This window comes from Dokdonella ginsengisoli (genome assembly GCF_042652785.1).
GTDB classification, from domain to species: Bacteria; Pseudomonadota; Gammaproteobacteria; order Xanthomonadales; family Rhodanobacteraceae; genus Dokdonella_A; species Dokdonella_A ginsengisoli.
The window spans coordinates 221,206-242,005 of record NZ_JBHSHD010000007.1; the positions used below are offsets into that span (position 1 = coordinate 221,206).

General features: G+C 69.1%; 16 protein-coding genes. 6 read left to right on the forward strand and 10 right to left on the reverse strand.

Annotated features, from left to right (window positions below; genetic code table 11):
- Positions 1-154: 154 nt before the first annotated feature.
- The 4 genes from ACFO6Q_RS08635 (at position 155) to ACFO6Q_RS08650 (ending at position 5,873) form a co-directional block, all read left to right on the forward strand.
- Complete coding sequence (locus ACFO6Q_RS08635) at positions 155-2,995, forward strand: S53 family peptidase (protein ID WP_380020236.1); 2,841 nt, start codon at positions 155-157, stop codon at positions 2,993-2,995.
- Between the two features lie 180 nt (positions 2,996-3,175).
- The gene (locus ACFO6Q_RS08640; RefSeq protein ID WP_380020237.1) at positions 3,176-3,895 is read left to right on the forward strand and encodes a YebC/PmpR family DNA-binding transcriptional regulator; all 720 of its coding nucleotides are present in this window, start codon (positions 3,176-3,178) and stop codon (positions 3,893-3,895) included.
- A gap of 35 nt (positions 3,896-3,930) precedes the next feature.
- Positions 3,931-4,674, forward strand: coding sequence for an alpha/beta hydrolase (locus ACFO6Q_RS08645; protein ID WP_380020238.1), 744 nt, complete (start codon positions 3,931-3,933; stop codon positions 4,672-4,674).
- Between the two features lie 491 nt (positions 4,675-5,165).
- Positions 5,166-5,873, forward strand: a complete 708-nt coding sequence (locus ACFO6Q_RS08650) for a hypothetical protein (RefSeq protein ID WP_380020239.1) — start codon at positions 5,166-5,168, stop codon at positions 5,871-5,873.
- 167 nt (positions 5,874-6,040) lie between these two features.
- On the opposite strand, the gene ACFO6Q_RS08655 is transcribed toward ACFO6Q_RS08650, so the two are convergent.
- From ACFO6Q_RS08655 to ACFO6Q_RS08670, 4 genes are all read right to left on the reverse strand, one after another.
- Positions 6,041-7,504 carry a M20/M25/M40 family metallo-hydrolase gene (locus ACFO6Q_RS08655; protein ID WP_380020240.1) on the reverse strand — a complete coding sequence of 488 codons (1,464 nt, stop codon included), beginning with the start codon at positions 7,502-7,504 and terminating at the stop codon, positions 6,041-6,043.
- Between the two features lie 71 nt (positions 7,505-7,575).
- Positions 7,576-8,640, reverse strand: a complete 1,065-nt coding sequence (locus ACFO6Q_RS08660) for a hypothetical protein (protein WP_380020242.1) — start codon at positions 8,638-8,640, stop codon at positions 7,576-7,578.
- Positions 8,641-8,675: 35 nt separating this feature from the next.
- The gene (locus ACFO6Q_RS08665; protein WP_380020243.1) at positions 8,676-9,386 is read right to left on the reverse strand and encodes an AraC family transcriptional regulator; all 711 of its coding nucleotides are present in this window, start codon (positions 9,384-9,386) and stop codon (positions 8,676-8,678) included.
- Between the two features lie 70 nt (positions 9,387-9,456).
- Entirely contained in the window at positions 9,457-10,170 is a 714-nt protein-coding gene (locus ACFO6Q_RS08670) for a pseudouridine synthase (protein ID WP_380020244.1), read from the reverse strand.
- A gap of 135 nt (positions 10,171-10,305) precedes the next feature.
- On the opposite strand from ACFO6Q_RS08670, the gene ACFO6Q_RS08675 reads away from it, so the two are divergent.
- Positions 10,306-10,728, forward strand: a complete 423-nt coding sequence (locus tag ACFO6Q_RS08675; RefSeq protein ID WP_380020245.1) for a YbaY family lipoprotein — start codon at positions 10,306-10,308, stop codon at positions 10,726-10,728.
- Positions 10,729-10,790: 62 nt separating this feature from the next.
- Here the strand turns inward: ACFO6Q_RS08675 and ACFO6Q_RS08680 are convergent, their stop codons facing one another.
- The 5 genes from ACFO6Q_RS08680 to ACFO6Q_RS08700 all read right to left on the reverse strand — a co-directional run bounded on the left by ACFO6Q_RS08680 (position 10,791) and on the right by ACFO6Q_RS08700 (position 16,898).
- Positions 10,791-12,443 carry a M28 family metallopeptidase gene (locus tag ACFO6Q_RS08680; RefSeq protein WP_380020246.1) on the reverse strand — a complete coding sequence of 551 codons (1,653 nt, stop codon included), beginning with the start codon at positions 12,441-12,443 and terminating at the stop codon, positions 10,791-10,793.
- A gap of 119 nt (positions 12,444-12,562) precedes the next feature.
- Positions 12,563-13,594, reverse strand: coding sequence for a glycoside hydrolase family 5 protein (locus tag ACFO6Q_RS08685; RefSeq protein ID WP_380020247.1), 1,032 nt, complete (start codon positions 13,592-13,594; stop codon positions 12,563-12,565).
- A 76-nt stretch (positions 13,595-13,670) separates the two neighbouring features.
- A complete protein-coding gene (locus ACFO6Q_RS08690; RefSeq protein WP_380020248.1) occupies positions 13,671-14,825 on the reverse strand; it encodes a peptidoglycan DD-metalloendopeptidase family protein in 1,155 nt (384 codons plus the stop codon).
- 248 nt (positions 14,826-15,073) lie between these two features.
- Complete coding sequence (locus ACFO6Q_RS08695; protein WP_380020249.1) at positions 15,074-15,529, reverse strand: hypothetical protein; 456 nt, start codon at positions 15,527-15,529, stop codon at positions 15,074-15,076.
- 1 nt (position 15,530) lies between these two features.
- Entirely contained in the window at positions 15,531-16,898 is a 1,368-nt protein-coding gene (locus ACFO6Q_RS08700; RefSeq protein WP_380020250.1) for a tail fiber domain-containing protein, read from the reverse strand.
- 149 nt (positions 16,899-17,047) lie between these two features.
- Between ACFO6Q_RS08700 and ACFO6Q_RS08705 the strand changes: the two genes are divergently transcribed.
- Entirely contained in the window at positions 17,048-17,578 is a 531-nt protein-coding gene (locus tag ACFO6Q_RS08705; protein WP_380020252.1) for an ECF-type sigma factor, read from the forward strand.
- A 132-nt stretch (positions 17,579-17,710) separates the two neighbouring features.
- On the opposite strand, the gene ACFO6Q_RS08710 is transcribed toward ACFO6Q_RS08705, so the two are convergent.
- Positions 17,711-20,686, reverse strand: a complete 2,976-nt coding sequence (locus tag ACFO6Q_RS08710) for a serine/threonine-protein kinase (protein ID WP_380020253.1) — start codon at positions 20,684-20,686, stop codon at positions 17,711-17,713.
- Between the last annotated feature and the right edge of the window lie 114 nt (positions 20,687-20,800).

Below are 20,800 nucleotides of genomic sequence, written 5' to 3' on the forward strand. Positions count from 1 at the left end.
TTCGCATCGCGTTTGCGATGCGTTTTCGATGCGTTTGCGGTGGATCGCCGCGAACTGGACGCAACGCCCGTTTCGTTCAGGCAACCGCGGCCGGCGGGTTGCGCCGATCGCCCCGGCCCTCGATCATCGGGCGCAGTCCACGGAGGAGACGACGATGTCCCTGAGAACGAATGTCCCGCTTTCCCGCCTGCCCGCCGGGGCAGCCCTGCTGCTGTGCGGACTGCTCGGCGCCGGCGGCGCCGGCAGCGCGCCGGCGGCCACGGCCGGGGCGCCGCGCGTCGACGAGGCGGGCCGCACCACCCTGCCCGGCCACCGCCTGCGCTGGGCCAGCGCGGCCAACGACCGCGGCGCGGTTCCGGCCACCTTGGAACTGACCCAGCTGCGCCTGAGCCTGAAGCGCTCGCCGGAGCGCCAGCAGGCTTTCGATGCCTACCTGCGCGAGCAGCGCGACCCGGCCTCGCCCAACTACCAGCGCTGGCTCACGCCGAGCGAGATCGGCGAGCGCTTCGGCGCCACGCAGGCCGACATCGACGCCGTCTCGGCGTGGCTGCGCGGCCAGGGCCTGCGCGTGGATTCCGTCTCCAACAGCCGCATGCGCCTGCAGTTCAGCGGCAGCGTCGCCGCGGTCGGTGCCGCCTTCGGCACGCAGCTGCGCTACTACCAGACCGCCGGCGCCGCCAAGCGCATGGCGCCGGCCGACGAGCCGCGCGTCCCGGCCGCGCTGGCCGGCACCATCGACGCGGTGCTCGACCTGAGCCCGGCGCAGTTCGAGCCGCAGTTCCGCATCGGCGCGCGCAACGCCTCCGCCGATGCGGCGCAGCCGGCGCTGAGCCTGTGCGACGGCGGCGCCTGCGATCACTACGTCGCGCCGGGCGATTTCTCCAAGATCTACAACCTGCCGGACAACCTCGACGGCAGCGGCCAGTCGATCGCGATCCTCGGCCGCGCGCGCGTGTACGACACCGACATCCAGAGCTTCGGCCTGCGCACCGGCGTCACCATGAAGACGCCCACCGTCATCGTGCCGCCGGACGGCGTCGACCCCGGCCCCGCCGCGACGACCTGCTCGACCACCGGCACGCCCAGCTGCGATGACCCCAGCGAAACGGTGAAGGACCAGAGCGAGGCCACGCTCGACGTGACGCGCGCCGGCAGCGTGGCGCCCGGCGCGGACATCAAGCTGATCGTCAGCGGTCACAAGGGCGACGTCGACGGCATCAACTACGTGATCGACTACGCGATCGACCACGAGCCGCTGCCGGCGAAGATCATCAGCATCAGCTTCGGCTCGTGCGAGGCGGGCAATTCGCAGGCGACCGCGAACGCGCTCGACCAGCTGTTCGCGCAGGGCGCGATGCAGGGCCAGTCGATCTTCGTGTCCTCCGGCGACGCCGGCGCCGCCGACTGCGCGGACTACTTCACCGCCCCGGCCGCCGACCTCAGCCGCAGCACCAACATCCTGTGCGCGTCCGGCCACGTCACCTGCGTGGGCGGCACCAGCTTCGGCCTGGGCACCGACCAGCACTGGAGCAGCACCAACGGTCCGGGCTACGTGTCGGCCTCGGGCTACATCCCGGAAGGCGCGTGGAACGAGCCGCGCGACGCCGACGGCAACCTGCAGGTCGCCGCGACCGGCGGCGGCGTCAGCACCTACATCGCCAAGCCGGCCTGGCAGAACGCGCCGGGCGTGCCCGGCTCGGCCGGGCGCTACGTGCCGGACGTGTCGTTCGGCGCCTCGTCGAAGAACGGCTACTTCGGCTGCATGGCGGCGTCTCAGGGCTCTTGCGTGCCGGGCGCCGACAACCGCTTCCGCTTCCTGATCTGGGGCGGCACCTCGGCCTCGGCGCCGAGCATGGCCGGCATCGCGGCGATGCTGAACCAGGGGCGCGGCGCGGCGCAGGGCAACCTCAACCCGACCCTGTACGCGCTCGGCTCGAACGCCGGCAACGGCATCTTCCACGACGTGACCGTGCAGAGCAGCGGCGTCTCCGGCTGCTCGGTCGGCACCGCCAGCCTGTGCAACAACAGCCTGCCCAGCCCGAGCGGACTGTCCGGCGGCCTGCAGGGCTACGCCGTGGGGCCGGGCTACGACCTCGCCACCGGCCTCGGCTCGCTCGACGCCAGCCGCCTGATCGCGCAGTGGGGCAGCGCGCCGGTGGCGGTGAATCTCAACCAGCACGGCCTGACCGGTTCGTGGATCTCCTCGCAGGCCGACAGCCAGGGCTGGCTGCTGGAGATCTACCCCGACCTCGCCGGCCCCGGCCGCGGCGTGCTGTTCGGCGGCTGGTTCACCTTCGACGTGACCGCCGCCGGCGGCGTGCGCTGGTACACCATCCAGGGCGACGTGGATTCCTCCTCGGCCTCGGCGACGGTGCCGATCTACCTGACCAAGGGCGGACGCTTCGGTTCGTCGCAGGCGACCAGCACGCAGAGCGTCGGCCAGGTCACGCTGCGCTTCGACGACTGCTCCAACGCCGAACTGGACTACCAGTTCAGCGACGGCAGCGCGCGCAGCGGCAGCCAGAGCCTGACGCGCCTGACCGCGCCGATCACCTGCTCGCCCAGCGGCAACAACGGTGCGGCGGCGTCGAGCTACCTGCTGTCGGGCGCCTGGGCCGATCCGGCGCACACCAACCAGGGACTGATCCTCGACGTGAATCCGGCGCAGAACGTGTTCTTCGCCGCCTGGTACACGTTCTCCACCACCGGCCAGACCAGCAGCGGCCCGTCCGCGCAGCGCTGGTTCACCCTGCAGACGGCGATGACGCCGGGCAGCACGCGCCTGGACGACGTGCCGATCTACGTCTCCAGCGGCGGCGTGTTCGACCAGCCGGCCGACACCACCACCACCGCCGCCGGCCAGGCCGACATCGTGTTCCACAGCTGCAGCAGCGCGACCCTGACCTACCGCTTCGACAGCGGCAGCGGCTTCCCGTCCAGCGGCACGCTGAACCTCGCGCGCGTCGGCCCGACCCCGGCCGGCTGCTCGCTCTGAGCCTGCACCGCCGGCCGTCGTGATCCTGCGACGGCCGGCGGCCCGGCTGGCTCGCCGGCGCGCGCTCGAAGTATTCTCTGCGCCCCCGCACCGACGCGGTGCCGGCGGCCCGTCGCATCGCGCGGCAGGACGCCGGGCGGCGATCCGCGCCTGCACCCTTCACACACCAGGTACCTTCCCATGGGCAGAGGCCCGAGCATCGAGAACCGCAAGAACGCCGAGGACGCGCGCCGCGGCAAGATCTTCACCAAGCTGATCCGCGAGATCACGATCGCCGCGCGCGGCGGCGCCGACCCGGCCGGCAATGCGCGCCTGCGCGTGGCGATCGACAAGGCGCTGTCGTCGAACATGTCCAAGGACACGATCGAGCGCGCGGTCCGGCGCGGCTCCGGCGCGGACGGCGCCGACGACATGCAGGAAATCCGCTACGAAGGCTACGGCCCTTCCGGCGTCGCCCTGATCATCGACACGATGACCGACAACCCGGTGCGCACCGTGTCCGACGTGCGCCATGCGCTGTCCAAGCACGGCGGCAACCTCGGCACCAGCGGTTCGGTCGCGTTCCAGTTCCAGCGCATCGGCGAACTGGTGTTCGACACTTCCGCCGCGGGCGCCGAGGACAAGCTGCTCGAGGTGGCCCTCGACGCCGGCGCCGACGACGTGCAGAGCGCCGACGGCCGCAGCGCCGTGCTGTGCGCGCCGGAGAACTTCGAGGCGGTGAAGAAGGCGCTGACCGACGCCGGCCTGCAGCCGACCAGCGCGGACGTGGTGATGCGTCCGGAGAACCGCGTCGCGGTCAGCGGCGAAGCCGAGGAAACCCTGCGCGACCTGCTCGACTGGCTCGACGAGCTGGACGACGTGCAGGAGGTCTACCACAACGCCGCGCTGCCGGCGGAGTGAGCGCGACCGGCGCCGATCCGCGAACGGCGAACGCCGTGGCCGAAGACGAATCCGTGCTGGAACGTCCGGCCGCGCCGCCGGACGCGGTGGTCGCCTGGGGCGGCGCTCCCGACCAGGTCGCCGACGTCCGCCACGGCGGCGCGCGCGCCGCGCAGCGGCCGCTGCTGGCGATCGTGCATGGCGGCTTCTGGCGGCCGCGCTACGACCGCGCCCACACCGCGCCGATGGCGGCGGCGCTCGCCGCCTCCGGCTGGACCGTCGCCTCGCTCGAATACCGCCGGATTCCCGGCGACCCCGACGCGACCGTCGCCGACGTGCGCTCCGCGCTGAGCGCATTGCCCGCCCTGATCGAAGGCCACGACGGCGACGTCGTCGCGATCGGCCACTCGGCCGGCGGCCATCTCGTGCTGCTCGCCGCGTCGCGTCCGCCGACGCCGCGCCTGCGCGGCGTGCTCGCGCTGGCGCCGGTCGCCGACCTGCGCCTCGCACAGGAACTGCACCTGGGTGATGGCGCGGTGAGCGCATTCCTCGGCAGCGACGGCGCCGCGCGCGCCGACCTCGATCCGCTGCACTCGCCCGCGCCGCCGATCGCCACCACGATCCTGCAAGGCGCCGACGACACCACCGTCCCGCCCGCCGTCGCGCAGTCGTACGCCCGCGCGCATCCGCAGGTGCGCCTGCGCATCCTGCGCGACGGCGGTCACTACGCCGTCATCGACCCGCTGAGCGCGGCATGGCCGGCGGTGGTCGAGGAAATCGAAGCGCTCGCGGCGCGCTGAGCGCGCCGCCCGGTCTGTGCGGGAAGATTTCTCGCAGACGCCTCAAGGCGCGGAGAACGCCGTCGTTTTCATCTCCCGCCACGTCCCGAATGGCTCCGCGAGAAGTTGCGTCCTCACCCAAGAGCCTGCGTCGAATGACGTTTGCGCTTCCACAAAGCGTCGCGGCAGCGCCCTCCTCGTTTTCCCGGAGCTCCCTTCCTTGAAAAGATCGCGTCGGGCTCCCGGCGAAGCTGCGATCCCATGCATGGTCAGCAGCGACGTGAAGGCGAGAGACAGGAGGCCGATCTTCTGCGCCGGCTGGTGACGATCACTTTCGAGCATATCCATACATCGGTTTGAAACAACTCCTTGACATACGGGCCGGCTCGTCCGTAAACAGGCGTCGAGGACTGTCGCAACAGCGCCCGCTCGAGATAGAAGGGGCACTCGGCGGCAGTTCTCGGCATCTCCCGGGGTTCTCCCCGGGGACATACTACGAATGGAGGAGTCGTATGAAGGTATACAAAGGAACGCCACTTGCAGCGGCTTGTTTGTTGGCTCTAGTTGCGGGCGGCGCAATGCCGTCACGGTCGGCAGTGGCGCAGTTGACGCAGGATTCAACCATCCAGGTAAGCCAGACCATCGAGCTGACTCAGGATCAGGCGGGAGTCAAGCTGACCTACTACCCTTTGCAGGATGAGCCGCTGCTCTCGGCAAAAAAGGGAAGCGATCTGCTGACGCAGGCCCTCGCTTCGTACGAGCAGAATTTCCCGGAAAAGGTGCATGCAAAGCAGGGCGCCTTGGCGCTCTCGATTGCCGTGCTTCCGAACCAGAGTTTCGCCACTCCGGTTAAGCAGCTCGAGTTCACGGTGAAGCCGTCCGAGCTGAAGGCTGCCGCGAACATCGCGTCGACAATTCCAGGGGACGAGGTAAACGCACCTATCAATCCACCCGAGATGGCCGAGCCACCACCGGGTTATCCGCTGACACCGAATGAAGTCACCGACGTAACTTATCGCCAGTGGCGTAACGGCTACCGCAGGGACACCCAGTATCACCGCACCCCGCCACGCGCGCCGAATTGGACGCCGGGGCCGTGGCAACTGATCGATGACCACACTGTTTATGTCGGAGGCGGCGGTGGCGGAGGGGGCGGTGGAGGGGGCGGCGGTGGAACCGTGATCGTCCATCCGCCCATCACCGAAGAAGAGGCCAACTAGCCTCGACGAGTACTTTCCGGGTTCCAATCCCGGCGCAAGTTCAGGGCCGCCATGTGCGGCCCTTCTCGTTCCCGATCTGAATCTCTTCGCCTAGATATCGTCGTTCAAGCCACCCGGCAGCATTCGTGACGGGATCGCAGACCGTCATACCGCCCAAGATCGAACTTCTACGGAGACGCACTCGACTCGTCGGCGTAGCGCTTGACGATCTCGTACAGGAAGCGGCGGCCGTCCATCAGCGACTTCACGCGGATGCGCTCGTTGAGGCCGTGCGCGCGGCTGCCTTCGGCGTCGTGGAACATGCCGGACAGGCCATACGTCGGCGTGCCGGCGGCGTTGAGGAAGCGGCCGTCGGTGGCGCCGGTGGACATCGTCGGCACGACGGCGACGCCGGGCCAGATGGTCTCGGCGACCTGGCGCACCGGATCGAGGATCTGCGGCGTCAGCGGCGGCACGTGCGCCTTCGAGCCCGGATCCTCGACGCCGCCGATCGCGATGCCGTCGTCGCCGATCGCGTGCGCCAGGGTGTTCTTCACCGTCTCCACCGGCACGCCGGGCAGGATGCGGCAGTTGACGTTGGCGCGCGCGCGCTGCGGCAGCGCGTTCGGCGCGTGGCCGGCCTCGACCATGGTCGCCACGCAGGTCGTGCGCAGCATGCTGTTCCAGGCCGGATTGAGCGCCCACAGTCGTTCGGCCGCCGCCTCGTCCGGCGGATCGCGCAGCACCGCCTTGATGTCCTCGACGGCCTCACCGGAGGCGAGTTCGAGCTGCGCCTTGAAGTAGGCGCGCGTGGCCGGGTTGAGCTGGATCGGGAAGCGATACGCGCCGACCTTGTCCAGCGCCGCGGACAGGCGGTAGATCGGATTGCTCGGCTTCGGACGCGAACTGTGGCCGCCCGGATCGGTGATCTCGAAACTGAAATCCTGGTAGATCTTCTCGCCGGCCTGGATCTGCAGCGCGATCGGCTTGCCGTTCGCGTCGAGTTCGCCGCCGGCACCTTCGTTGAGCGCGAACGCGGCCTTCAGCGCGTCCGGATGCTGCTCGATCAGCCACGACACGCCGTTGAAGGTCTCCGACGTCTCCTCGCCGCAGGTCAGCGCGAGCTTGATGTCGCGGCGCGGCTGGAAGCCTTCGCGGCGATAGCGGATCAGGCTGTCGGTGAACGCCGCCGCCATCGCCTTGTCGTCGCTGGCGCCGCGCGCGTAGAACCAGCCGTCTTCCTCGGTGAGCTTGAACGGATCGCGCTGCCAGTCTTCGCGCCGCGCCTCCACCACGTCGATGTGCGCGAGCAGCAGGATCGGTGCGAGGCCCGGCTCGCGGCCGCGGTAGGTGGCGATCAGGTTGCCGTCCTTCGGCCGCTGCGGCGGCACCAGCACCTGCACGTCGCGCGGCGGCAGGCCGGCGGCGAGCAGGCGCTTCTTCATCGCGTCCGCGGCCTGCGTGCAGCTGCCCGACGACAGCGTCGTGTTGATCTCGACGAGTTCCTTGTACAGCGCGCGGAAGGCCGCCTCGTCCGGCGCCGGCGCCTTCGCCGCGGCCGGCACGGACGCGCCGGCAAGGAGAACGGTCAGCGCGCAAACCCGGCCACGGTGCTTCATGAAGGCGTCCTCGCAGGCGAAAGCGGCAAGCATGCGGGGTCGCCGCGGTCGCGACAAGCCGGTCCGTCGACGGGTTCGCCGCCGATGCGCGCCGGCGCTCCGCGTCACGGCGCGGCGTCGAGCCGGCGCCTGGAGTCGGCCAGCAGCACGTCGTGCGCCGCCGCGCGCACCGCGTCGGCGGGCGCGTCGGACAGATCGGCCCGCTGCGCGTGGACGCCGCGCGCTTCCAGCTGCGCGCGCAGCGCCGCCAGCACGCGCTTGTTCGCATAGGTGTGCGGCGAGTCCTCGTCGTCGCTCTGGCTGGCGGCGAAGCGCGCGAGCAGCTCGGCCAGGGTCGAACGCGCCATCCACGTCTCGGTGAACTTCGCGCGGTACTCCAGTTCCCACGGCTTGAGCGCCGGGAAGCGCTTGAGGTCGGAGAAATGCTGGGTTTCGTGGCCGAGCAGGCTGGCGCGGAACCGGTCCGAGTCCAGCTTGCCGTCGAACCACGGCACGACCGCGTAGATGCGGTCGTCGGCCGCCCAGCCGCCGGCGGAGCCGCGCCCGCAACGCGCGTAGTAACTCCAGCCGCGGCTGACGAAATCGTCGAGCAGCTCGACGTCGACCTGGAACTCGCTGTCCGGCAGCGTCACGCGATACAGCCGCGAAGTCTGCTTGCGCCAGATCATCAGCTCGCGCAGCGGCGGCGTGCGGCCGAGCTGGGCGTGGTAGCCGCGTTCGCGCAGGCGCGCGACGAGGCGGTTCTCGATCGCGTCCCAGTCCTCCTCCGCCGGCGCGCCGATCAGGCCGCGCAGGCGCTGCAGCAAAGCGGCATCGAGCGCGTCGCGCGAGGCCGGCGCCGACAGCGCCTGCCACCAGTAGTCCTGGTAGACCGTCAGCAGCTCGCGTGCGAACGGTTCCTCCACCGCGCCGGCCAGGTACGGCGGACCGCTGCGCTGGAAGCGGCCGAACAGGCAGGCGCGATAGTCGGCGTCGACGCCGGCGTACTGATCGGCCGGCACCGAGCCGACCGCCTCCAGCGTGCGTCGCGCGTCGCCCTGCAACGCGGCGCTGGTCGAAGCGTCGATCGCCTGCCGCGCGGCGGGCGTGCTCGTCGCCGCCGCGGCATCCGCGGCGAGCGGGCACAGCAGGGCCAACACCATTCCGAGCACGGGCGCGGTGCGTCGCATCGTTCGTTCTTCCGGCATGCCTTGCGGCGTCGCGGCTATTGCAACGCAGCCGCGGCGGCGGCGTATTGAACGCATTTGATCCCGCCGATGCGCCGCCGCAGCGCCGACGGCGGCAGCCCCGCGTGCGCGCGCACCACGCGCGTGAGGTGGCTCTGGTCGGCGAAGCCGGCATCGGCCGCGACGTCGGCCAGCGGCGCCGGCGTGGCGAGCAGGGCCAGCGCCCGCCGCCAGCGCAGCTCGCGCCGCAGCGCCTGCGGCGACATGCCGTGGGAAAGGCTCAGCGCGCGGCTGGCGTGCGCGGCGGAAACCCCGAATTCGCGCGCGAGATCGGCGATCGGCCGGTCGCCGGCACCGAGCGCCTCAACGAAGGCGCGCTGCCAGGCCGGAACCTGCGGCGGCTCGCACGGCGTGCTGGCCGCGCGCAATTGGGCGAAACGCTGCGGAGCGTGGCGGAAGATCGCGATCGCCTCGCGCAGGTCCGGCACCAAGCGCGCCTGCGCCTGCGCGACGCCGTCGAGCGCCGGCAGCACGAGGTTGATCACGCGCGCGCCGGAGCGCTCGAAGCGGTTGCCGTGCGCGTGATACGGCGGATGCAGCAGCAGCACGCCCGGCCGCGACGGCAGCGGACCGTCGACGCTGTTCTCCTCGTAGCTGCCGTCGAGCACCAGCGCGGCGTAGGCCTCGCGGTGCCGGTGCGTCGGCAGCGCGTCGCCGCGGGCGTGGCGGGTTTCATAGCAGGCGGCCATGTGCCCACACTAGCCGCCGCACAGGCGCGGCGACAGCGCCATTGGTCATCGGCGGGATGGGCACGCCCGCTTACCACGAGGTGCGCTCGGGCAGCAGGCCGCGCAGCTCCAGGTCGGTCAGGTTGCGCCACTGACCGACCTTCAGCGCGCCGAGCTTGACGTTGACGATGCGCACGCGGCGCAGCTGCGTCACGCGGTAGCCGAACGCCGCGGCCATCAGGCGGATCTGGCGGTTCAGCCCCTGCGTCAGCACGATGCGGAAGCCGAACTTGGCGATGCGCGTGGCGCGGCACGGCTTGGTCATCTGGCCGTGCAGGCGCACGCCGCGCGCCATGCCGGTGAGGAATTCCGGCGTGACCGGCCGGTTCACCGCGACGAGGTATTCCTTCTCGTGGCGGTTCTCGGCGCGCAGGATCTCGTTGACGATGTCGCCGTTGCTGGTCAGCAGGATCAGCCCTTCCGAATCCTTGTCGAGACGACCGACCGGGAAGATACGCTGCTGGTGGTCGACGAAATCGACGATGTTGCCGCCGACCTCGCGTTCGGTCGTGCAGGTGATGCCGACCGGCTTGTTCAGCGCGATGTAGACGTGCTTGCGCGTGGCGCTGGCGGCGCGGCGCGCGAGCAGCGGCTGGCCGTCGACGAGAACCTCGTCGCCGTCGGCCACGGTGGTGCCGATGCCGGCGGCGCGGCCGTTCACGCTGACGCGCTTTTCGGCGATCAGCCGGTCCGCCTCGCGGCGCGAGCAGTAGCCGGTCTCGGCGATGTGTTTGTTGAGTCGCATCCAGCCATTCTAGCCGTCTGCGCCTCGCCGCAGACGGGCGCGCGATGGCCGAGGCGCAATCGCATCGACCTTGCGCACGTGCAAGCGGCGCGCGCAACGTGTAAAAACCCGCCCTCTTTCCGTCCGGATCCGCCCATGCGCCAGCTGACGTCGATTCTCCTTCTGGCCGGACTGGCCGCCTGCCAGTCGGCGCCGCGCCCGAAACCGTCGTCGCCGCAGGCCGCTGCCGAAACGGCGATCCGCGGCCAGGCGACCTGCCTCGAACGCATCCGGCTCGCCGACGGCGCCAGCCTCGAGGTGCAATTGATCGATGATCAGGGCACGACCGTCGCTCGCCGCGCCTTCGAGGGACTGCGCGGACCGCCGTACGATTTCGCCCTGCCCTACGACGCGGCGAAGATCGAGGCGGCGCACCGCTACGCGCTGCGCGCGACCTTGCGCAGCGCGGCCGGACATCTGGAATTCGCCACCGACGCGCGCGTGCCGGTCGAACCCGGCAGCACGCAGCGCGTCGAGCTGCCTCTGGTGCGCGCCACGACGCCAGCAACTTCACACTGACGCCGGAAACGAAACGGGCCGGGGAATGCCCGGCCCGTTTCGCTCATCGGTTCACCGCCGGATCAGCGGCGGTCGGCCGCCGTCGCGTCGCGCGCGGCGCGGAACTCCGAATCCTTGGACCAGTCCGGCCAGCGCTTGGAATTGGCCAGTTCGTTGCCGAGCTTGTAGAGCAGGCCGAGATCGCGCGCCATGCCGGCGAAGCTCCAGTCGGCCTGCCATTCGTCGCCCTGCTGGTGGTAGCGATTGGCGGTGTAGTCCTTCGCCGCGGCCTCGCCGGCGGCGGTGCCGCCCTTGACGAGGTCGTCACCCGAACCGAACGACACCGCCGGCACGCCGCGCTTGGCGAACGGGAAGTGGTCGGAGCGGAAGAAGTAGCCGGCTTCCGGATGCGAGTCGGGCGTGTAGGTCAGGCCCAGGCTCTTGCCGTCGGCGACCAGCAGGTCGAGCAGGTCGGATTTCGCGCTGCCGGAGGTGGTGAAGTTGCGCGCCGGCTCGCCCGGATCGAGCGCGTCCATGTTGATGTCGGCGACGGTCTTGCCGAGCGGATAAAGCGGCTTGGACGCGTAGTACTCCGAACCGAGCAGGCCCTTCTCCTCCGCCGTCACGGCCAGGAACACCACCGAGCGCTGCGGCTTGGGGCCGTTGGCGAAGGCGCGGCCCATCTCGATCAGCGCGGCGACGCCGGTCGCGTTGTCGACCGCGCCGTTGTAGATCTTGTCGCCCTTCTTGTCCGGCTCGCCGACGCCCAGGTGGTCCCAGTGCGCGCTGTAGATCACCGTCTCGTCCGGACGCTGCGTGCCCTCGACGCGGCCGACCACGTTCTGCGAGGTGATGACCTGCTGGTCGACGGCGTAGTCGGCCGAGAAGGCCGCGCCCTTCAGCTCGACCGGCTTGAAGTCGCGCGTCTGCGCCAGCTTCTTCTGCGCCTCGAAATCCAGGCCCGCGCGCTTGAACAGGTCGGCGGCGAAATCGCGCTGGATCCAGCCTTCCAGCTTCGGATGGACGGCGGCGCCGTTGTCGCGCACGACGTCGAACATCGTGTTGGTGTTGGAGTTCTTGACCGTGTTCCAGCCGTACGAGGCCGGCGCCGTCTCGTGCACGATGAGGATGCCGGCGGCGCCCTTGCGCGCGCCTTCCTCGAACTTGTAGGTCCAGCGGCCGTAGTAGGTCATCGCCTTGCCGCCGAAGTCGCCCTGGCCGCTCTCGAAGTCCGGGTCGTTGATCAGCACGACGCCGATCTTGCCCTTCAGGTCCACGCCCTTGAAGTCGTCCCATTTGCGCTCCGGCGCGTCGACGCCGTAGCCGAGGAAGACCAGCGGCGCGTCCTTGATCGAGACGCTCTTGGAGCCTTCCATCGCCGCGCGCACGGCGATCTGCTCGCCCTGCGTCAGCGCCTGCGCCTTGCCGCCGACGCTGACACCGAGCTTGGGCGTGCCGCTGATCTGCGAGCGCGCCAGCGGCACCGCCTGCGTCCACGCGCGCTTGCCGTCCTTGAGGTCGCCGCCCGGCTGCAGGCCGGCGGCCTTCATCTGCGCGACGACGTATTCGACCGTCTTGGTCTCGCCCGGCGTGGCCGGACCGCGGCCCTCGAACGCGTCGGAGGACAGCGTCTTGACGTCTTCGGAAAGGCGCTTGGCGTCGAACGTCGGCGCCTTCTCGGCGAACGCGGACGACGACAGCGCAAGGGCGATGCAGCTTGCAAGCAGACGTTTCAAGGGCGGACCTCCGTTCGGAAAGCGCTCGATGCTAGTCGCCGCTGCGCGGCAGGTCCAGACGCGCTGCGGCGAATCGTCGACCGGCCGGCGCTCCCGCTAAATCGCGAAGCCGCCCGGTTTCAGTCCTCGAACCCGTCCGCGAACAACGGCGGCAGGTACGGCAGCAGCCAGCGCATCTGCGGCTTGTCGACGGTGAAGTTCCCGGTGGGCTCCAGCGAGAACATGTAGTCCTCCCACCACGGCCCGGCCGACCACCAGGCCCAGCCCAGCCAGACGTCCGCGTTCGCCTGCAGATGGGCCAGGGCGCTTTCGATCGCCGACTCGCAGGCCGGGTTGTCGGCACCGGCCGTCTCGGCGAGGAAGCCGCGCAGGCCGTTCGCTCGCAGCCATGTGCTCATGTCCTGCAGCTGCGCGGCACCGGTGCCCGGCTCGCAGACCTCGCTTTCGCCGCCGTGGCCGGCGTCGAAATACTGATGCACTTCGAACGCATGCGGACCGGTGTCGGCGATCGACAGCATCGCGGTCGCGTTCGGCGTGCCGTACCAGTTGTCGCTCCAGCTCCAGGCGCCGGTCCAGCCGTTGCCGGGCACCAGGATCAGCTGTCCCGCACCGGTCGCGCGGATGCCCGCGATCGCGGCGTTGGCGGCATCCACCCATTGCTCGGTGGGCAGGTCGTGCGGCTCGTTCATCAGGCCGAAGACGACCTGCTCGTTGTCGGCGTAGTGCACGGCCATGCGCGCCCAGAAATCCGCGAACGCTTCGTTCGGCACGGCGGGCGATCCGATCACGTCGTCGTAGTAGCGCGCGAAGTTCTGCGGATTGAGGATCACGCGAACGCCGACCGCGGAAGCGTGCGCGACGAGGCCGTCGAGCGCGGCGAGATAGGTCTCGTCGAATTCGCCGTACGACTCCGGCTGCAGCCGTTCCCACATGAACGGGATGCGCACGAGGTTCATGCCGCGGCTGCGGAAGTAGTCGATCTCCGCATTCGTCGGCCAGAGGTAGTCGACACCGAGTTCGCCGGGCAGCGCGGTACCGAATTCCGCACCGGACAGGTTGACGCCGCCGTAGCGGTTGTTCGCCTGTGCCGGAACGCCGGCACCGAGACCGGACAGCAGCGCCAGCGCGGCGCATTGCATGGAAGCACGCATGTTTCGCCCTCCTCTCACGTGATGCCCTCCTGCCGATCCCTACGCCGAACCGGGGCGAATCCCGCCGTAGGCCTCGTCAATCGAAGCCGTCCGCGAAGATCATGTCGACATCGACGTCGCCGACGGCGAACGCGTGCTCGTAGGTCTGCCCCTCGTACTCCGCGACGAAGCGCCAGAGGCCTTCCGGTGCGGCGGCCGGCAGCGGGCTGCGCGTCCAGTACCAGTACGAGGCCGCGTAGTGCGCCGCGTCGCTCGAACCCGACCAGGTGTCGAACACGCTGCCGTCGGGCCGCAGCACGCGGAACGTCGTGACCTGCCCGGCGAGCTGGTCGCGGTAGTAGGCGGCGAAGATCGGCGCGTCGCCGGGATAGAACTGGTCCGACAGGTTCGGCGTCTCGTCGACCGGATCGGGACAGTTGTCGCCGTGGTAGTCCGGCGGCGCAGCGTGCGTGGCGAGCTTGACGATGGCCGAGTCGTAGTACGGCCGCTGCTCCGCCCACAGCGAGGCCGCTGCGTTGCAGGCGCCGCTGAACGGCTCCTGGATCGCGTAGCCCGCGAGGCTCGAGTGCAGCTCGAAATGCAGATGCGGCCCAGTGGAAAAGCCGGCGCTGCCGACCTTGCCGAGGTAGTCGCCGGCGGCGACGGTCGCGCCGACCGGCTGGCCGGTCTGCGAGAACTTCTTCATGTGGCCGTACCAGGCGACGCTGCCGTCGGCGTGCTGCACGTAGACCGCGTTCCAGTCGTCGGAAAAATGGTTCGGGCAACTGCGGTCGTCGTTGCCGTCGATCTTGCCGATGATCGTGCCCGGAGCCGCGGCGACGATGTCGACGCTGCCCTGGTCCATCATCAGCCACGGGAACGGCGTCAGGAAGATGTCGATGCCGGCATGGCCGTCGTAGGTGCGCGCGCCGCAGTTCCAGTCGAGAGTCTGGCCTGCGCCGGCGTTGAGATCGACGAAGTTGGAAATGCCGTGGTAGCCGTAGTCCGCGTAGCCGTTGGCCGGCCGCAGCGGCCAGGCCAGCCCGCCTTGTTGCGGGGTCAGCCAGGGCGGCGTCGCGGAAAGCCGGCCGGCCTGCACGAGTTCGGCGACGTTGCGCGCCAGTTCGGTGTCGATGCGGGCGCGGAAGGCCGGGCTGAGTTCGTCGTGCGGAGAATTCTGCAGGCTGCCGCCGCCGTCGGGCACGCTGGTCGCGGCGAACGCACACGTCGCCGCCAGGCCCAGAACGGCCACACAGGCAAGCGCACGACGACGAGCCGCGGCCGGACGACGGACATGCGGCGCCCGCGCGGCACCCGCTTCGACATGCTCGGCATTCGTCGCGGACGATGATTTCGTGGAATCTGACGTGATCATGGAAAACCTCCGATCCGCAATCTGCGGCTTGCACGCACCGGACAAGAAAACCGCTCGCCCCGGGGCGAAGGACGAGCGGCCGCGGGAATCGCCCGGGAGGGGCGGTTCCCGTCTCGCCTAACGCTTCATTTCCAGTCGCGAGTACGCGCAATCGCGTCGCGCGGATCAAAGCCGTCCTGGAAGATGAGGTCGCCGCCACCGCAGGTGCCGGCCGGCGCCGCGACGGCATCGATAGCGTAGCCCCCACCCTCCACGCGCGTTCGCGCCGGCGTCAGCTGCGCGCGCAGCTCGAAGCCGCCGCCCAGCTGCCCGGCGGACCCGGCCTGCATCGATGCCTGCAGATCGAACCGCGGCGAAGTCGCGTCAGCCAGCGCGGCCGTGCCGACGAACAGGGCCAGCGACGCCATCGTTCCGATGGCGTGACGACGTGGAAAACGGAAACTTCGGGAAACCGGCTCGCCATCCCGGCGAAAGCCGGGATCCTTCAAGCCTTTCCTCCCGTCGGCCGGAGTCGAGATGGATTCGCGCTTTCGCGGGAATGACGGCGTTCCTGGCCGCTCCGTGCAGATCGGCGCGTTCATCTCACTTCCCCTTCGCCGCTTCGAGCCTGGCCAGACGCGTCGTCAGCCTCTGCACGGTCGCTTCGAGCATGGCGTTCCTCTGCGCCAGTTCCTGCACCGCGGCGATGGTCACGATCTGCGCCGGATAGGTGTCGACCTGCAGGATCTCGTTGTCCGCCGTCTTCTCGGCGCCCGGCAGGTATTCGCCAGACTTCGTCACCGCGTCCGGAAACACCTCGGCGAACTGCTGCGCGATCACGTTGTAGTAGCGCTGGTCGGCGACTTGCGGATGCTCGGCGCGATACGCGTCGGTGTAGCGGAAGCTGACCGGATGCACCTTCGCCAGCGTGTCCAGCGCGCCGTCGATCGGCTGGATGTCCTGCTTGATGCGGCCGTCGGAATTGGCCTGCCAGGCGCCGGCGGTGGATTTGGTGGCGTTGCCGTCGACCTTCAGGCTGTCGGCGATTTGCACCGGATTGTTGATGTGGACACCCGCTGACGAGTAGATGTCCATGTTTCCCGAAATATCGTTCACGGTAAGCCTGCCCCACTTTCCGGAAAGGCTGTACAGGCCCAAGTCGGCATGTCCATCCGACGCCACACCTTGCCTTGGATGGATCTCGAGATCGTCGATTCCATTGGCCAATTGATTGGAATTCAGGATGACCCCGCCATCTGCGTAGACCAGAAACTGATCGGCCCCTGTCGTGGAACGATAGGCGGCACCGTGTGCCGTGCCTTTCCACACGAAACTCCGGTCGTGCCCCGCCGCAACGAATCCGCCGCCGCCACCGTCCCCTCCGCCTCCTCCGGCGAAACTGTCCGGCGCGTGCGCTTCCGACCAGCCCATTGCCACCGAACGCGCACCGTCCGCCCAGGATTTGCCGAGGGAAAGAGCACCGCCTTCGGCATTGACGGGAGAAAAAGATCCGTTGATCACGCCATTGGTCGCAAAAACCAACGGTTTGTTGTCCGTAGTGCCCAACATGTTCGGCCAGCCTGCGGTGCCGGCATTTCCTGTGGTCGACCAGCATGCGTCGCCACCGTTGATCTGCGAACGCCCAGCCAGATCGGCGAATTCGCCGCCGCCGGCCCTGCGCACGGCGACAGCAACCCAGCCGCCGTCGACGGCCACGCCGCCGAAATCGACCTCGGTGCTGAAGCGGCCATCCTCGACGTCGACGCCATACAGCGTGACCGCCTCGGCCGACGCCGCAGCGGCCTTTTCGCTGCCGTAGGGCGTCAGGCGCAAATCGTAGCGGCCGCTGGCCGGTTGGCCGCCGTCGTTGAGGCTGCCGTGATAGGTGAAGCTCGCGGCCTGCGCCGCGGAGCCGCCCAGAGCCAGCATCAGGACCACTCCCGATATGACGCGGCGAATCGATCTGTTCATTGGTTCCTCCCGTGCAATCCATTGAATGGACCGGCCGATGCCGATTCCAGGCTGCGACAGCCGACGGCTATTCACGCCGTCCGGAGCGCAAACCCGCCATCCGCCGGCGCGGCATGCCGCGCCCCCGGATTTGCTGCACAATCCCGCCCATGCAGGGAGCCCTTCCGCCGTCCAACGACCAGGCCGTCGAGCTGCTGGTCAAACTGTTCTATGCCGATCTGCAGCGCATCGCGCGCCGCGAGCGCGGGCGCCTCGCCTCCCCTGCCGCCACGCTCGGCACCACCGCCCTGGTGCACGAGGCCTACCTGAAGCTGGCGCGGCAAGGCGCGTTCAAGGACCACGCGCATTTCCTCAACACGGCCGCGCTGGCGATGCGCCAGGCGCTGGTCTCGTACGCGCGCGCGCGCCTGCGCGAAAAACGCGGCGGCGGGCAGGCCGCCGTCGACATCGAAACGGTCGACATCCTGGCCGCGAGCGACGAACGCCTGATCGCGCTCGACGAAGCCCTCAATACGCTCGAGCAGACCTCGCCGCGACTGGCGCGCGTCGTCGAGTGCCGCTACTTCGCCGGCTATTCGGAAAAGGAAACCGCGCTCGCGCTCGGCATCGCCGAACGCACCGTGCAGCGCGACTGGACGATGGCGAAGGCGCTGTTGTACGAGGCGCTGGGTGCTACCTGAGGAAGGCCCTGTCCCTCGTCGCTGACGTCATGCCGCGAACGCGGGTATCGGTGGAAGGACATCCGGAGCCGACGCGCAACGGTCGAGAAACGCGCCCGCGAGAATGGCGGCGGCATTGAACGCGCCTCGTGGCTACGCCGCTTTCGCGGTATGCCCCGCAGCCGCAAGGCGCTGCAGCAGGCGACGCAAGGGTTCTCGAAAGTGCTCGCCGAGTTCCTTGTGCTGCGCATGGATCGCCTGTGCCCTGGCGGCGAGTTCCCGTGCCTGCGCCACGTGGCCGAGCGCAAGCTGACATTCCGCCACGACGATCTGCACCTCGGCGAGGTACGGGCTCGTCGGCAACGACAACTCCTCGCGTGCAGCGAGGGCGGCTTGCAGCAACGGCAAGGCGTTACCGGAATCACCTTTGTCGAGCCTGGCCATGCCCTCGTAGAAATCGATCCGGGAAGAAACTCTTCCGAACAATTCGGGGTGACCGCTGGCCTGGAGCATCGCGCGTACCTTGGCCGCATGCTCGACGGCAGTACCGAAGCTACCCGAGCGTGCCCCAATTTCGGCAGTCAGTATCTCGCGAACGAGCGCGAATCTCGGCAACCGTTCTCCCGTTCCCTCCGGAACGACATAGCTGCCGAGCATTCGTGCCGCCTCGTCGAAGCGCCTCTGCCGCACGGCCAAATCCACGCGCTTCTCGATGACGGGATTGAATGCTGCCGTGCCCGGCTTCTGACCGGCGGCCTCGCGAATGGCCGCCGCTTCATTCAATGCCTCATGCGCCGCATCGTAGCGACCCAGCTCCATCCAGGTCGCCGCGGTTTCCGCGACTGCCACCCCCAACGTGACGTTCTTCGCTCCGCGGCGAAGCGTCTCCACCGCAACGCCTATGTCGTCCATGCTGGTCTCGAAGTCACCGGCCAGTCGGTAGTAGCTGGCGCGGGTTCCCAACACGTACGCGACGTCGGTCGGGCTCTCGGCCCCCGGCAATGCGAGGAACTGTTGTTTGGCCCGAGTCAGCAGATGCAGGCTCTCGCGAGTGCGGCCGAGCTGGAACAGGATGGCTCCCAGCGCAGTCTTCCGTCGCACGGTCTGAACGTGTTGCTCTCCATTGACGGCCAGCGACGACCCCAACGCCGATCGCGCATTGCGCTCCGCGCCGTTGTAGTCGAGCACTTCGAGTTGGAAAGTGGCAAGGCCGCCGTAGGCCTCGGACAGACCGGGGCGCCCATCGGGCAGAGCCTGCAGAACGCCGACGGCGCGGCTCATCGATGCGACGGCGTCTTGTGCGTTGCCGTTGATCGATTGCACTCTGGCTTGCAGCTGCAGTGCTTCCGCCAGGTTCATCGACACCGGTAGCGCCTCGAACAGACGCACGGCACGCTGCGAATAGTCGAGAGACAGCGGCCGGTCGGTGAGGCGATAAAGCTGCGCTTGCTTGAGCATCAAGCGGCCACGCAGCGTGGAGCGATCATCGTGGCGGCGGTCGAGGATCGCTCGGGCCTCGCCCAATATGGCCTCGCTCTCCTTCTCGTCTTTTGAACCGTAGACAGCGTCGCCGAGATCGATCAACGCCGCGGCGAGCTCGGGAGCTTCCTCGCCGTAGCGATGCCGCGCGATATCCACGGCCTGGCGGCGCAATCGGACTTGCTCGTCCTTCATTTCCAGGTCTTTGTAGAGATCGCCGAGCAGTCGCAGAACACCGATCTTCGCTTCCGGCGCATCGGCCATCGCCGCGTCGATCTTCTTCGCGCCGAGATCGAGCAGCTCGCGCGCGGTGGTCTGGCGCGCTCTCACCGGATCGCTTTGCGCACTCGAATTGGCGCGAAAAACCTCGCGCAGGAATTCCTGCACGGAAGTCGCCGTGCGCGCCTCACGTTCGGCTCGCTGCGCCTCCATGCGCGCCTTCTGCGCCTGCCACGCAACAGCAGCGGTAGCCGCGGCCATCGCGACGAACAGCAGGGCCGCACTCGCCAGCGGCAGCCAGTTCCTGCGCACGAAGCGCCGCGCCACGTAGATTCGCGCGCCGATGCGCGCCTGTACCGGCCGGTGGTCCAGATACCGGCGAACGTCGTCCGCCAGCGAACGCGCATCCGGATAGCGCTCGTTCGCTTCGCGCCGCAAGGCCTTGCCGGCGATCGCGTCGAGATCCCCGCGCAGCGCGCGCGCCGCCACCGGCGACTGCACTGTCGCGAGCTTGCTCGGCGGCGGCAGCGGCGCATCCAGCAACCGCTTCACCGCGGCCGCCATCGGCGCCGCGTCGTCCGACCAGGGCAGCCGGCCGGTCAGCAGCTCGAACAGGATCACGCCGAGCGCGTACACGTCGGTCGCGGTGCTGATCGCGCCATTGACCAGTTGCTCCGGCGCGGCGTAGGCCGGCGACAGGTAATGGGTGCGGGTGGCATCGCCGGATGATTCGGCGTCGATCAGCTTGGCGATGCCGAAATCGAGCAGCTTGGCCTGACCGTCCGACGTAACCAAGATGTTCGACGGTTTCAGGTCGCGATGCACGACCAGGCGAGTATGCGCATACGCCACCGCATCGCAGATCTGCAGGAACAAGTTCAATCGCTCGGGCAGGGACAACCGATGCGCGTTCGCGTATGCGATCAGATGTTCGCCCTCGACGTACTCCATCACCATGTAGGCGGTGCCGTCCACCTCCACGCCGCCGTCGTAAAGCCGCGCGACGCCCGGATGCACTAGACCGGCGAGAATCTCGCGCTCGCCGAAGAAGCGCTGGCCGATCGAACCGCGCGCATGCGGGATCAGCTTCAGCGCGGCCTGCTGCTGAAAGCCGCCTTCGCGACGTTCGGCCAGCCACACTTCCGCCATGCCGCCGCGACCGAGCGGATGCAGCAGGCGGTACGCGCCGATCGTGCGGCCGGCCGCGTACGGACTTTCATACGCGACTTCCGCGCCGCTCGTCTGGATCGCGCCGCGGTCGAGAAATCCGCTGGCGCCCTCGGCCAGCTGCAGCAGGCGCTCGATGCGTTCGCGCAAATCGGGACGACCGGCGCATGTCTGGTTCAGCAGCGCCGCGCGCCGCTCTGCCGGCTCGGCCAGCGCGCGCGCGAACAGGCCGTGCATCTCCCCCGCCTGCGGCACCTGCGACATGTCGCCCCTCCCGGCGTGCCCTCGCAGCATACCGCTGCGCACCTCTGCACCGAGCGCCGCCGAGCGCAGCGACACCGGACCGTATTGCGCACTCGATACGCCGAAACGCGTCGA